Origin of the sequence: Pedobacter metabolipauper, from assembly GCF_004362715.1 — a bacterium.
Lineage (GTDB): Bacteria > Bacteroidota > Bacteroidia > Sphingobacteriales > Sphingobacteriaceae > Pedobacter > Pedobacter metabolipauper.
On sequence record NZ_SNYC01000005.1, the window covers coordinates 225119 to 240267 of the forward strand.

Here is a 15149-nt window from a genome sequence, read left to right on the forward strand (position 1 = left end):
CCATCCACATATACAATCTGACTCTCAAAGGGCAATCATAAACGAAGCTGAACCAGATGAAAATCAACTACCGGGCTTTTTCCGGTAATTCAATTTGAAGAAAGCTACGCACCGATAAGCGATGGTGAAACGCCATAGTTTTGCTTAAAGGCAAATGAAAAATGAGACAGATCTTCAAAGCCCACTTCCAGGTAAACTTCGGTAGCCTTGAGTCCCTTTTCTTTGATGAGGTAATAGGCTTCTTCCAGTCTTTTTCGTTTCAGCCAACGGCTGGGACTAATTTGAAAGATCTTTTCAAAGTCTCTTTTAAAGGTAGTGATGCTCCTGCCGGTAAGCATCGCAAAGCGCTTTAGGTCTACATTGTATTTGAAATGCATATTCATGAACTTCTCCAGATCGATCTTACCCGGCTCACTAAAGTCAAACAAGATCTCCTGAAGCTCAGGGTGAATATTCAACAGGAGTAATAATCCTTCCTCTACTTTTAATTTGAGGATAGACGCAGAAACCTCTTCCTCCTGGTATGCCTGCAGCGACTTAAAATAATTGATCATTAGTCTATTGGCAGACACCGCAGTCACTGTTGACGAACTTGCCCGGTTAACGGTCGACAAAATAGATCTGCTTAGGGAAATATCCTTAAGGGTATTCTGTTCAAAGAATACAACAGTAGATTTAAATTCACCATCATTACCAGGAAATTTAATGGTTTTTGCGAGTTGATTGCGGCTTGCAAAGAAAATATCCCCTTTCTGGTAGGTTCCTTTCTTATCGGGCAATTGGAACTGCAGTGTTCCAGATTCAATATAACAGATAGAATGCTCAGCAATTAAATGCTCTGACGACCTGCTTTTGGTGACATAGCATGAAAATAAAATAGGGACTTGAATGTTTTCTTTAGGATCCATAGCATATCCGGGTTAATAACCGAAGCTAAGGTAGTGCTTAAATTCTTAAATAACTTTGTTGAAAAGCCCAAAGGCACTTTGTTAAAAAGATTTACCGTCTTATTAATAATCTATTTTCTTCCAGCACGCTTCCTGGCTATCTTTAACAACCAACAAACACAGGCAAAAAATAAACCTATAATTAACAAACTCCTATCTCTTTAGATGGTAACAGCATCAATTGGATGGATTGGCGATCAAATTAGGCCCGAAAGGCAGTAGGTTTAAGGTTGCCTTCGGGACCTACTTATAAGCTACAATTTGTAAACACAATCCTTACCATATCCACATAAGGTCACTGACCCTGTTACCACCCTGTGAGCACCCTGTTATAACCCTGTTATCACCCTGTATTGGTACTACCCATCTACTACCTTTATCCTGGCATTCTCCTGTGCAATCCAAGGCCTTAACTACTGTTGGTTATCCAATATACAAATAAAATTCCTGAATAATTTTTAACCTGAAACCGGACTGGGTTTGACAAAAAAGTTTGTATCCAAAATTTCGTTAAACGATTCTTAACATCCAGTTATTTTGTTCAAGGTCCACTTCTCAGTTAAAATCAGAATGTATTTTTTGGGTGACCATTTATAATCGTATGGACAAATACTAAGTTGAACAGGTAATGCTTAGACTTGGTTTATAAGTCGGCGAGATAGATAAGCCGGTTGAATTTAAACAGTAAGAAAAATTTAATAAAAAAATAAATAGATTTATTGTAATATTTAATATATATTTATTAAATAAACAAATCGCTTTCACTATGTTTAAATTAACACCTCACCCAACTTTAAAAATGATTGCTGTGGTTAGTTTGTTTCTGATGATCACAAACTCCTGTAAAAAAGAGCCAATCAGGCAGGAAAATACAAAATCATCTTTTAAAGGGGAAAGATCAAAAGGGTATTCAACAATAGATTCCCAAATTCCCTGCAAGTATTACATCAGCGCAATCGCGGGTATGTTAACAGGGCCAATTTCGAATCCTAATTTTAGTCAGGTAAGAGACTACATAGAAAGTTGGGGGGATGAAGTTTGTAATAGAGGTCACGACAGCCGGGCATTAGCCTTGGCTGCGCTTCACTACTATGAACAAGGTGCTTCTAATTATGCTTTGGGCTACGGATTTAGCTGGACGGGAAACGGACCTCTCCTTGAAGATCCAATAATTGAAGACTGTAATGGAACTTATATACCTCCGGTTCCAAGTGGTGGTCCTGGTAACGTTACTTTACCTCCGTTACCATCGCCTACGGACACGTTAAGTAAAATCATGCTAACCAGTAATTTGTCAGCAGCACAACTTGAAAGTCTAAGATCATTATTAAGCAGGTTTTTATCCGGGGATGGAAATAGTGAATGGGCTTGTATACATAAACAGCTATATCGGCACATGGCAACCAATAACTTAAAATTTGGCTTTGCAATGAACCAAAATATACAGGCTTATCAATCATACAATCCAGTCAGCCAAACTTTTTCTTTCAATAACAACGATTCATTCATATTTACGAATACTTTTGAACATGAATTTTTCCACAGCTATCAGGATATGTCTATTGGAACAGACGGGTATGCTATAGGAACAGTAGCTGGAGGATATCCTGATGGTTATACTAATATCGAATTTGAAACTGCGTTGTTTGGTGATATTTTAAAAAGCAGACCAGAATCTACTGCTTTCGTAAACGCAAATGTTTCGCCGGAATTATTACTTGAATACAATACTTGGCTTAATTCAATTACTATGAATAATACCAAGTACCCTAAAACATTTGAAGATCTTGGCGGCAAATACAATTATTTCTTAAAAAAATTCAAACTCTATTCAGGCTATGCAGATAAAGGAGAAATCTTGCTTAACCTCAAACCAGTATCTTTACTTAATCTATTCTCAACGTCCCCTTGTAAATAAAAAAGTCATGAAAAATATAATCATAGTCGCATTAATATTATTGGCAACAGCATGCAAGGCTCAAGAGCCTATTGCAGCTGGTAACGCCACAAAAATTAAGTCTTCAGGTTTAACATTTAGTGTAGAGCGGACTACCACTGAATTAGGTAATGAATTTATCAATATAATAAACCTGAATAATAAATTAAGCAAAACAAAGCAGGTAACACCTAATCTTATGCAGGGTGTAGAGGTGGTACATTATATAAAATATGATAAAGCCATACTTACAAAAATTTGTGCAAATGCAATCTCATTAAATACGTTAAAAAAAATACCTAAAGATGGTTCATATGACAAGTTACTAATAATGATAAAATATGATACACAAGGTTATCCGTTAGAAATGCAATACACAATTAACCCAAAGTCTTTAATGAACGCTGATGATTTCGCAGAAATAGAAAAAGGAATTAAAAAAAGTCCATTCAGAGTAACGTTCAAAAAAGAGATACAACGATTTATAGTTGGTGCAAATTATTTAAACATTAACGTGATTATAACTTACAAAGAAATGTTAGAATCCATAACGGATAATTAGAATGCACTGAGTAAACCGGTAATCAAATAAGCAATACTTAATCTTCCACTAATTCAACATTTAAACAAACCCCAATCCTCAACTGTTAATACCATAAACTTCTATTATGGAAACGACAATCAACCCGTTACTGGAACTATTAGAAGAACTATATATAGGTTCCAATGATGCACCAACCTGGGTAATTGACAGAAAACCCGGATATGGCTTTACAGCTGCTGTAAAAACATTAACTTCAGAACAAGCATCAACTCCTCTAGTTGACGGAGGCTCTACCGTTGCTGCCCATACCGAACACCTCAGATGGAGCATTTATTACGCTTTGGAATTTTTTAAAGGACAAATGCCTTCCTGGGATTGGAAGGAAAGCTGGAACATTCGTGAGGTCAATGATAACCAATGGGAGAAATTACAAAATGACCTGCTTGTAGGTTATCATCTATTGAAACAGGCAATTGCCGGAACCAAAGATTGGTCAAATCCACATCTGCTTAAGGGAACAATAGCCTTACTACCTCATGCAGCTTATCACCTGGGTGCTATCAAACAATTGATCATCGCTGTGAAAGATAAAGGATGAAAATACAGTAAGAATTTGCAGGATGAAATATTAATTCTCGGCTCTGTAGGTGTTTGAAACTAATTTCCTCGGACGTTTACTTTTAGTTTGAGTGTCTCCATCATTGTTAGCTTGATCATCAGAAGAAGGAAAACGGTTCGGTTTAAATGTTCTTGGTTTCTCTGCCCTGGCTTCATCTGCCAATTTTACAGTGATCTTTCTGCCTTTTAACACCATGCCATTTAACGCAGCAATTGCCCTGTCGGCACCAGCCTGATCTACCATTTCTATAAAGCCATACCCTTTATGTTTATGGGTTACTTTATCGGTCAGTAAATGTATACTATGTATCATTCCATGGATGCTGAATATTTCAATCAGTTCAGAATCCTCAATATCCAGTGGGTAGCCCACTACAAACAATTTAATCATGAAATTTATTTAATTTCCAAATCTACAGTAATTCATCGAATTAAAGAAACTTGTAAAAACAGATTGAGTTACCGGCATCTCTAAAATCATTACAATAATTATATCCGGAACACGAATATACCATTAGGTTTAAGCAAGTTTTTTCGTACTATTGATTTTTCTCAATATGCTTTATGAAACATAAACTTAGGTTTGTTTATACGTTAATATATGCCGTAACACTTTGGTTCGCATTGATTCTCCAGTTCTACATATCTACAAAACTGTATTTAGCCCAAGGCCGAACACTGGAGGGTGCAATTACCCAGATCATCAGCTATTTTACCATTCAAACCAATCTGCTGATTGCAGTGTCACTTGCAGCAATGCTCTTTAAACCTGCGTCTGCCCTGGGAAGATTCTTTTCCAAAACCTCCGTACAAACCGCAATAGCGGTATACATTCTCATTGTAGGGTTAATCTATGCGGTACTGTTAAAAGGACTTTGGAAGCTGGAAGGCTTATTTGTATTAACGGATTTCCTGCTGCATACCTTCAGTCCGATTGCCTATTTATTGTACTGGATTATTTTTGTTCCAAAAGAAAAGATAGATTGGAAAAACTTGTTTTCATGGGCTATCTTTCCACTTTTATACCTATTCTACAGCCTGATTCGCGGAGCGGTTTCCGGATATTACCCCTATCCTTTTGTTGATGCAGCTAAATTTGGCTATTTACAAGTAGTCATCAATTCATTGGGCGTATTGGCTGTATTTCTATTATTCAGTTCAGCCCTGATCATCACATGCCGGTTATTAAAAAGATAAACATACCCCATATCTATCCCTGCTACAGTTAGATACATAAGCAGATCTTTGGTATTAAAAAATAAGACCTGTTAAATTTACAACCTGCTACCAGCATCTTAAGCCCCTCATATGAAATGGCGTAATTATTTTAAACAGGCATAGGGGTGAATCAGCGTTGAGCTGTCATAGATTAAAATAATTTATGAAAAAGTTCTCTTTATGGTATTTATCAGCACTGATTTTCCTAACAACCAATGTCACTGCCCAGGTAAAAAATAAAGCCCAATCTGTTGTTACACAAACCATAAAAGGTACTGTGACCGATAAAAACTCCAAACTGGCAATTGCTGGTGTAAGCATAAGCGTCACATCTATGCAGCCAGTCAAATCCACTGGCACCAATGAAAATGGTTCTTTCCTGCTTCCGGCTGTTCCCGTTGGCCGGCATTCATTAACCATCTCCTATGTAGGTTATCAACCCATGCTGATAACCGACCTGCTGCTTACCTCCGGCAAAGAAGTTGTATTGAACCTGGAACTGGATCCGGTGGGCAGTCAGCTCAATGAAGTTGTAGTAAATGGGGCATCCGGCAAGCAGCCACTCAACCAGATGTCGCTGGCAGGGGGACGCGCCTTCTCTCCCGAAGAAACCAACAGGTATGCCGGTGCATTTTTTGATCCTGCGCGTATGGCCCAAAGCTTTGCCGGTGTAGTTGCCGCGGGCGATAACAATGAGATCATTGTAAGGGGCAATTCACCTAAAAGCCTGCAATGGCGGTTAGAAGGAATAGAAATCGTTAACCCCAATCATTTCGGCACTGAAGGTGCAGCAGGTGGTGCAATCAGCATGATCAATACCACGGTATTGGGAACATCAGATTTTTATACCGGTGCACTGCCTGCAGAATACAACAATGCCAACTCCGGCGTATTCGATTTAAAGTTTAGAAAAGGAAATACCGGAAAACGGGAATATGCATTTAACATCGGGGTACTGGGTGCCGGGGTAACTTTAGAAGGCCCTTTTAAACCGGGTGGTAATGCATCTTACCTGGTCAGCTACAGGTATTCCTCCATGGGTTTACTGCAAAAGATCGGACTGGAAATATCAGATACGGGTGTACCGCAATACCAGGATCTATCGTTCAACTTTGTAATACCTACCAAAAAATCAGGTACATTTTCACTTTTCGGAATTGGCGGCATAGGTAACCTTAGTTCAGATGCGGAGCGGGATGTATCCAAATGGGAAGAAAGACTGGACACTTATGACGTCCGCTCAAATTATCACGCTGGGAGCACCGGACTAAAGCATACCTATATTGCAAACAACCGTTTGTATTTTAACAACATCATCTCCTATTCAAACAGCAGGAGTTCCAGCAAAACAGATAGCCTTACCAACAGTTACCAGGCAAATCTAACCAGCAAAACCCGCTACGAAAATGCTGCATTCAGGTACGCAGGTACACTCAACTACAGGGTTACAGATGCCAACAGCATCAGAACGGGTATTAATGCCAGTTATTTGACCTATGATCTTTTCGCCCTAAATTATAATAAAGAATCAGATGGCTTAAAGGAACTCCTCAATCAAACAGGAAATGCACATACCTTTGATGCCTATATCCAGGACAAGCATGAGTTTGCCAATAAGGTCACGCTGAATACAGGTTTACATGCCAATTATTTTAATTTAAGCCGAACCTGGAGCATAGAGCCCCGGATTGGTGTTAAATGGCAGGCAACACCAGATCAGCAATTCTCTTTTGCTACGGGAATTTACAGTCGACTGGAACCTTTATCTTATTACTTCGCCAGGGATGCATCGGCAACTGCCCCGGCACAAAACACCAATGGCAATCTTTCGCCTACTAAATCTGCACAAGCCGTATTTGGATATGAAAAGCTGTTTTCGGGTAACCTGAAATTTAAAAGCGAAGTGTATTACCAGCATTTATATGATGTTCCCGTTTCTGCGGATAGGGCAGTCAATTTCTCGCTGCTTAATGAAACAGATAATATGGCCATTGGTTCATCAGACTATCGCTCACTGGTCAATAAAGGAACCGGAAAAAACTACGGTTTGGAACTGTCTTTAGAAAAATCGCTAAGCAAAGGTTATTACTTCATGGTCACCTCTTCATTATTTGATGCTAAATTTAAGGCGTTAAGCGGTGAAGAATTTAACACCGCTTTCAATACCCGCTATGTAGGTAATCTGTTGGCCGGAAAAGAATGGACTACCGGCAAGCGCCAGAAGAATCTCTTCGGACTTAATGCCAAGCTAATCTACGCAGGCGGAAGAAGGTACTCTCCTATCCTTACTGCAGAATCTATAGAACGTGATGAATGGGTAATTGACCAGGCCCGCGTAAATACATTAAAAGCCGATCCATATGTTCGTCTTGACTATTCCATGAGCTACCGCATCAACAGTAAAAAGACATCGCACTTTATACTGCTGGATATACAGAACGTACTGAATAAAATAAACACAACAGGTTTCTTTTACAATTCCAGCAAGCGGATCGTTGAGCCCAACAAATGGGTAGGCATCATTCCAACCATCAATTATCGCATTGAAATGTAACGGTTTACAGCTGTCCGTTCCATAATACCTGCAAATTTTTAAATCAGAAAGGATTGTCTTAAAAGGCAGTCCTTTCTGATTTCATCCCCTATTTCTCAAGAAATTGTCAATAAAAATATAAAGTCTATCAATTTAGTAGATTATTTATTTATCTTTGTCCCATATTTGAGTTCTTACACATTATACTTATAAAGAAAGACTGAGGGAAAGGCCCTATAACGTCTTAGCAACCTATACTAACCGGAAGTAAAAGGTGCTAATTCCTGCTCTGTTAAAAGAGAAAGATAAGTGATAAAAAACCGTTGCATCCGCAATTGGCCATGCTATTACTTTGCCCTTCATTTTTCTGATTAAGTATTTGTCTGCTCCTATAAATTGAAAATATGGATATACACTTACAAAAAAACAGCATGAGAAAAGATGTGGTATTACTGGCCATACTGATACTGACCAGTTTAAAAATCTTTGCCCAGCAAGGTAATATCAAAGGATTCTCTACCAAGACTGCAGCTACTCAACTGCAATTGGAAAAAAGCTTTGATCAGCAGCTGAGTGCTGCCAACATTGGAAAAACGATCAAAGAACTCTCCGCCAAACCCCACCATTTGGGCTCTGCCCAGGGTAAATTAGTGGCAGAGTCCATTCAGCAAAAATTTAAGGAATATGGATGGGATGCAAAGATTGAAACCTACCATGTTTTGTTTCCTACCCCAAAAACCAGGCTGCTGGAACTTACTGAACCCTCAAAATTTACTGCACTACTAAAAGAGCAGGCCTTAGCAGAAGATGCCACATCAGGCCAGGATGGACAATTACCAACCTATAATGCCTGGGGTGCCGATGGCGATGTAACCGGGGCACTGGTCTATGTAAACTTTGGATTGCCTGATGACTATGAAACACTTGAAAAATTAGGCATCAGTGTTTCTGGTAAAATTGTAATCGCCAGGTACGGTCGTTCCTGGAGGGGTATGAAACCAAAAATTGCCTATGAGCATGGTGCCATTGGTTGTATCATTTATTCCGATCCGAAGGAAGATGGTTATTATCAGGGCGAACCTTACCCAATAGGACCATTTAAAAATGAACATACCGTTCAAAGAGGTTCAGTGATGGACATGGTTGTCTATCCCGGAGATCCGCTTACCCCAAATATCGGAGCGACTAAAAATGCTGTCCGCATCGACAGATCAAAAGCTGAGACCATCCTTAAAATACCCGTATTGCCGATCAGTTATCATGATGCACTGCCCTTGCTTTCTGCACTCGATGGCCTGGTAGCGCCGGAAGAATGGCGTGGCGCACTGCCAATTACCTACAAGATTGGTGCAGGAAAAGCAAAAGTCCACCTCAAAGTAGCATCCAACTGGGACATTGTACCTGCCTATAATGTGATCGCAAAGATTAAAGGTTCTGAATACCCCGATCAATGGATCATTCGGGGTAACCACCACGATGCCTGGGTAAACGGAGCAGCAGACCCAATTAGCGGATTGGCAGCAGAACTGGAAGAAGCCAAAGCAATTGGCTTATTGGTTAAGGCTGGCTACAAACCAAAAAGAACACTGGTTTATTGTGCCTGGGATGGTGAAGAACAATCCTTACTCGGCTCAACAGAATGGGTAGAAGACCATACCGATGAACTGCGTAAAAAAGCAGTAGCCTACATCAATACAGATGGCAATGGACGTGGTTTCCTGGAGGCAGGCGGTTCTCATGCCTTAGAACAGCTGGTAGATGGGATCGCGAAAGAGGTACCTGACCCGCTTTCCGGAGTAAGCATCTTTGAAAGAAGAAAAGCGAAAGGCATTGTAAGTGCAACATCCAGTGCTGCCAAAAGAAGCTTGATTAAAAAAGACAGCCTCACTTTAGGTGCACTGGGAACAGGATCAGACTATTCTGCCTTTTTACAGCATCTGGGTATCCCGTCGTTAAACCTGGGCTTTGGTGGCGAAGATGAAGGCGGCGAATACCATTCCATTTATGATTCTTACGATAACTATGTCAGGTTTAAGGATAAGGATTTTGTATATGGTGTGGCACTGGCTAAAACAGCCGGAAGAGCGGTGCTTAGACTGGCAGACGCTGAAGTACTGCCTTTTGATTACACGAACTTATATCAGACCGTTGGTAATTACGTCTCAGAAGTATCCAAACTAGCTACGCAGCTTAAGGAAAATTATGCGGTAGAAAACCAGCTTATTTCCGAAGGCAGATACCAGTATGCGTCAGATCCGGCCACTCCATATTTAGCACCTAAAAAAAACCCTGAAGTACCGGACTTCGATTTCAGCAAACTGAATAGTGCCCTGGACAGCCTGAAAAAATCGACAGCGAAACTCGCCCTGGCGTCCAGCAATGTAATTGATAACCTGCCTGAGAACGTCGAGAACGTGGAGAACGTGGAAAATGTCCAACGCGCTCAACGTGCTCAACGTTCTCAGTTAAATACCGTGCTTTTTCAGGCAGAAAAACAACTTTTAAATCCTGAGGGTCTCCCGCATCGCCCATGGTATAAGCATACCGTCTATGCACCTGGATTTTACACCGGCTATGGCGTAAAAACCCTGCCGGGTATCAGAGAATCCATAGAACAAGGCAATTGGGAAACTGCAAATCAACAAATTGAAATTGCTGCCCAAAGCATCCTTAACCTTTCCACCTACCTAAACACAGCATTAAATAAATAAACCTCTAAAATTAATAAAGCAATGAAATTAAAAATTACCCTTCTAACGATACTAGCTATCCTGCAGCTTGCGGTTTTCGCCCAGGACAGGAAGGTGAGTGGTGTCGTCACCCAGCAATCTGATAACAAACCGCTACCGGGTGTGGTTGTAAAAGTAAAAGGCTCCAAAAAAGGGGTCTCCACAGATACCGATGGTAAATATGTAATCACCCTCAGCTCCGCAGAAAACACGCTGGTATTCTCCTTTATCGGCTATCAAACCAAAGAACAGGCCGTTACCTCAAATGTGGAGAACGTTTCACTTTTATCTGAAGAGAATCAGCTTAGTGAAGTTGTCGTTGTGGCCTACGGAACAGCCAATAAAGCAACATACACAGGATCTGCATCCGTAGTGAACGCCAAAGATCTGGAAAACAGGCAAGTTTCCAGCGTATCCCGATCCTTACAGGGACTTGTACCGGGATTACAGTCGGTCGCCTCTGCCGGACAACCTGGTAGTGATGCTACGATCCGTCTGCGCGGGATCGGTTCAATCAATGCATCAAGTGCTCCGTTATATGTAGTAGATGGTGTTCCATTCTCTGGCAACATCAACTCCATCAGCAACAATGAGATCCAATCGGTGTCTGTATTGAAAGATGCATCGGCCAGTGCCTTATACGGATCCAGGGGAGCCAATGGTGTAATAATCATCACCACCAAACAAGGACAACTAAACAGCAAGCCAACAGTTACCTTAAATGCATCCACAGGCGTGTCTACAAGAGCATTTAAAGATTATGAATATCTGGACAATCCGCAGTATTTTGAATTGTACTGGGAAGCCTTAAGAAACAACCAGGTGGATCAGGGCAAAACTGCAGTACAGGCGGCCCAATATGCATCGACAGAATTGGTTGGTGCCCTAAAGGTTAATCCATTTGGTTCGGCCTATCCTCAGCCTGTTGGTTTGGATGGCAAGCTCGTTCCGGGCGCTGTTTCGTTGTGGAACGACGACTGGACAGAATCTTTGTCCAGAAAAGGCATCCGCACACAGGCCGAGATCGGCATTAGCGGAGGAAGTCCGGATTCCAAATACTTTGTATCCGGCGGTTACCTGGACGACAAAGGGTTTATTGTAGGCTCTGGTTTTAAAAGATTCAATACCCGCGTCAATTACACCACCAAGGTTAATAAATGGTTTGAAGCCGGGGTAAATGTAGCGGCAAATACCACCAGTCAGGACTCCCCTCCGCAGTCTGACAGCAATCAGGGAAACTTTGCCAACTTCGGCAGACTGGTTTCCAACATCTATCCGGTGTATGAACGCAACGCGGATGGCAGCTTAAAACTGGATTCAGAAGGAAACAAGATCTATGACTTCGGAAACTACAGGCCAAGTGCGGCAGCAACGGGTAACAACCTGCTTGGCGGTGTAGATCTCAACAAATACAGCAGCAAGCAGGATGCGGTCATCTTCCGCGGTAACCTGCAGTTCAATATCTTACAAGGCCTCAAACTGAAAAACAGTGTAAATGCAGATTATGTAAGCAGGCTAAACCACTCTTATACCAATCCCGGCTTTGGATCTGGATTATCCGGAAGGGGATCAGTGAGTAAAAGCAGTTCCAGATCAATGGGGGTAACCATCAATAACCTGCTGGATTATACGTTCGATCTGGGTTCAGCGCACCATTTTAATGTATTGGGCGGACAAGAGCTTTACCTGTTAAACACATCCGGACTTTCAGGTTCCCGCAGCAACTTTGGTTTCCAGGGTAAGGATGAACCGGCAGCCGCATCCTTATTAAACAGCTTTACAGGTGGATCCGATGAATATAAGCTGAGCAGCTTTTTAGGTAAACTGGACTATAATTTTAATCAGAAATATTATTTCACCGCAAGTTTTCGCCGTGATGGTTCTTCCAGGTTCAGTCCGGAATCCAGATGGGGTAACTTCTGGTCGCTCGGTGCTTCATGGAATGTGACTTCAGAAGATTTCCTTAAGGATGTTAGCTGGCTAAATAATTTAAGTTTACGGAGCAGTTACGGCGCACAAGGAAACGACAACCTGGGTGGTTATTATGCTTACCAGGATCTTTACTCGATCTACAATAGTTTAGGTGAAGCCGGATTGGTTACCTCCAGACTTCCTACACCAGGATTAAAATGGGAATCTAACCTTAATTTCAATTCAGGTATAGAATTCGGATTGTTCAACAACCGGGTATCGGGATCATTTGAGGTCTATCAGAGACGATCAAAAGACTTGTTGTTCAGCAGACCACTTTCTCCGTCCCTTGGCTTTACAGCAATCGACGACAACATTGGTTCCTTAAGAAACAATGGTTTTGAAGGGCAGATCAACGTGGTACCGGTTAGCACAGGCGACTTCCGCTGGGACTTTGGCATCAACTTCGGTCACTATAAAAACAAGATCACTGAATTACCTCAAAAAGAAATCATCTCCGGAGCAGTCGGACAGCTCGGATCAACCAAGAAACTGGTAGTAGGCGGTTCTGTGTATGACTTCTTTATCCGCGAATGGGCAGGAGTAGATGCTGCAAATGGTAAGCCATTGTGGTACAAAAATACCTATGAAACCAGTCCGGCAGGTGCTAAAACACTTACCGGCAGAACGACCACTTCTGTCTTTGCAGAAGCAGACCAGTATTTCCAGGGATCGGCTTTGCCGGATGTTTATGGCGGAATAACCAGCAGTTTTAAATACAAAAATGCAGAACTTTCATTTTTGGTGTCTTACAGTATAGGCGGTAAGATCCTGGATCTGGACGAGGTGATGATCTCTCACAATGGAGACAATCCCGGCAGAACCTGGTCGAAAGACATACTTAACCGCTGGACTCCGGAAAATACCAATACAGATGTACCCAGGTTAAATACCCAGGCTACCAATTGGAACAGCATTTCATCCCGGTTCCTATACGATGCTACTTATGCCCGTTTAAAAAACCTGACCTTAAGTTACAGTCTCCCGGACCAGTGGACTTCTGCTATCGGATTCCGGAATATCAAAATTTCTGCAGCCGGAGAGAACCTGTTCACCTTATTTGGTCATGACGGTCTGGATCCGGAACAAGCTGTAGACGGGGTTACCTTTTACAGGTATCCTGCGCAAAAAACGATATCGTTTGGTCTGAATGCATCATTTTAATTGACAACACCATGAAACTACAAAAAACAATATACAGCCTTTTACTCGCAGCCACTGCCATTTTTGCCAGCTGCAGTGATGAATTTTTTGATACTGCCCCGGCAGATGATCTAACGGGAAAAGAAACCTATGCATCCACAGCGAATATTGATGCGCTGGTAAACGGTACCCTGCGTTACCTGATGGAGTCAAGCACCTCTCAGGACAATCCGGGCTATGCCGCCATCATCCTTTCTCAGGAAGTGATGGGTGAAGATGCCATCGCCCGTGATGGCGTATACGGGTTCAGGGATTCTTACCCTTTCCGTGATCCTTATGACAACACAACCAGACGCGCCCTGTTCTTCTGGAGCTTTCAATACAAAGTGATTGACAACTGCAATAACATCATCGCTTATGTAGACCAGGCAAGCGGTCCGGAAGCTGATAAAAAATACCTGAAAGGTCAGGCTTTGGCCCTGCGGGCGTTCGTTTACCTTAACCTCGTTGGCCAGTACCAGTTTACCTATGCAAAAGATAAAACGGCAAAGGCTGTCCCTATTTATACAGAGCCGACTAGTCCGGCTTCACAGCCCAAACCAAGGGCTACCGTTGAAGAAGTATACAACCAGGTCATCTCCGACCTTACCGCAGCAGAAACACTGCTTCAGGGATTCAAGCGTGTGGTTAAGAACAGGCCGGATGTTAATGTGGTGAAAGGCTTGTTTGCCAGGGCCTATTTAAATACCGGGAAATGGGATCTTGCCGCAGCAAAAGCAACAGAAGCCAGAGTAGGATATGCCATTATGGAACCTGGTCAGTACCTGCAGGGTTTTAATGATGTAAGCAATGTGGAATGGATCTGGGGACATCCTCAAAAAGCAGATCAGAACCTTGGCGGTGCCTCCTACTTTGCCTACATTGATGTTACGCCTGCTACCGGGTACAGAAGCATTATGCCCGATCCGTTTTTCAGAAAGCTTTTCTTGGATCAGGACATTAGAAAGAGCCTGTTTGAACTCGTAACTACGCCGGCAGACCCGATGTACCGCTGGTACAAATACAAAAAGTTTGTAGATAAGACAGACCGCTCAGGAAACATTGTGCTGATGCGCTCGTCAGAAATGGCATTGATCCAGGCAGAAGGTAAAGCAAGGCTAAACGACCTTTCAGGTGCCATAACTGCGCTCAATGATGTTCGGATTAAAAGAAATCTTCCTGCAATCGTTGATGGCACACTTGACCAGCCCGCACTGATCGAAGAGATCTTACTGGAGCGGAGAAGAGAACTTTGGGGCGAGGGGTTCAGGTTACCGGATATCCTCAGGCTGCAGCGTTCGGTAGTTAGAAATGAAACTACCGACACGTTTAAATCGGGAACATCCGATGTAGTGATCAAAGGCCATTATATCCGGGTATTTCCAGACAACAGCCAGTTTGTACCCAACAGCCCATACTATCTGTTTTCGATACCTATCAATGAAATAAACACCAACCCTAACTTATAAAT

At 41.9% G+C, this 15149-nt stretch carries 10 protein-coding genes and 1 riboswitch; of the genes, 8 read left to right on the forward strand and 2 right to left on the reverse strand.

Translation table 11 applies throughout. From position 1 onward, the window contains the following. Positions 1-104 precede the first annotated feature (104 nt). Positions 105-908 carry a helix-turn-helix domain-containing protein gene (locus tag ATK78_RS13355; protein WP_133576626.1) on the reverse strand — a complete coding sequence of 268 codons (804 nt, stop codon included), beginning with the start codon at positions 906-908 and terminating at the stop codon, positions 105-107. Between the two features lie 805 nt (positions 909-1713). Between ATK78_RS13355 and ATK78_RS13360 the strand changes: the two genes are divergently transcribed. From ATK78_RS13360 to ATK78_RS13370, 3 genes are all read left to right on the forward strand, one after another. Further along, a complete protein-coding gene (locus ATK78_RS13360) occupies positions 1714-2865 on the forward strand; it encodes a hypothetical protein (protein ID WP_133576627.1) in 1152 nt (383 codons plus the stop codon). A gap of 7 nt (positions 2866-2872) precedes the next feature. Continuing rightward, positions 2873-3445: a hypothetical protein gene (locus tag ATK78_RS13365; protein WP_133576628.1), complete on the forward strand. Its 573-nt coding sequence runs from the start codon at positions 2873-2875 to the stop codon at positions 3443-3445. A 106-nt stretch (positions 3446-3551) separates the two neighbouring features. After that, complete coding sequence (locus ATK78_RS13370) at positions 3552-4025, forward strand: hypothetical protein (protein WP_133576629.1); 474 nt, start codon at positions 3552-3554, stop codon at positions 4023-4025. A 30-nt stretch (positions 4026-4055) separates the two neighbouring features. On the opposite strand, the gene ATK78_RS13375 is transcribed toward ATK78_RS13370, so the two are convergent. Then, the gene (locus tag ATK78_RS13375; protein ID WP_133576630.1) at positions 4056-4436 is read right to left on the reverse strand and encodes an RNA recognition motif domain-containing protein; all 381 of its coding nucleotides are present in this window, start codon (positions 4434-4436) and stop codon (positions 4056-4058) included. A 173-nt stretch (positions 4437-4609) separates the two neighbouring features. Here ATK78_RS13375 and ATK78_RS13380 point away from each other — a divergent pair, with 173 nt between their 5' ends. The 5 genes from ATK78_RS13380 (at position 4610) to ATK78_RS13400 (ending at position 15147) form a co-directional block, all read left to right on the forward strand. Beyond that, a complete protein-coding gene (locus tag ATK78_RS13380; protein ID WP_133576631.1) occupies positions 4610-5242 on the forward strand; it encodes a Pr6Pr family membrane protein in 633 nt (210 codons plus the stop codon). Between the two features lie 184 nt (positions 5243-5426). Then, positions 5427-7817, forward strand: a complete 2391-nt coding sequence (locus tag ATK78_RS13385) for a TonB-dependent receptor (RefSeq protein ID WP_133576632.1) — start codon at positions 5427-5429, stop codon at positions 7815-7817. Positions 7818-8000: 183 nt separating this feature from the next. Continuing rightward, a riboswitch (SAM riboswitch) is annotated at positions 8001-8108 on the forward strand. 92 nt (positions 8109-8200) lie between these two features. Next, positions 8201-10507 carry a transferrin receptor-like dimerization domain-containing protein gene (locus ATK78_RS13390; protein ID WP_243732523.1) on the forward strand — a complete coding sequence of 769 codons (2307 nt, stop codon included), beginning with the start codon at positions 8201-8203 and terminating at the stop codon, positions 10505-10507. Positions 10508-10528: 21 nt separating this feature from the next. Next, a complete protein-coding gene (locus ATK78_RS13395) occupies positions 10529-13660 on the forward strand; it encodes a SusC/RagA family TonB-linked outer membrane protein (protein WP_133576633.1) in 3132 nt (1043 codons plus the stop codon). Positions 13661-13671: 11 nt separating this feature from the next. Beyond that, positions 13672-15147, forward strand: a complete 1476-nt coding sequence (locus ATK78_RS13400; protein ID WP_133576634.1) for a RagB/SusD family nutrient uptake outer membrane protein — start codon at positions 13672-13674, stop codon at positions 15145-15147. Positions 15148-15149 lie beyond the last annotated feature (2 nt).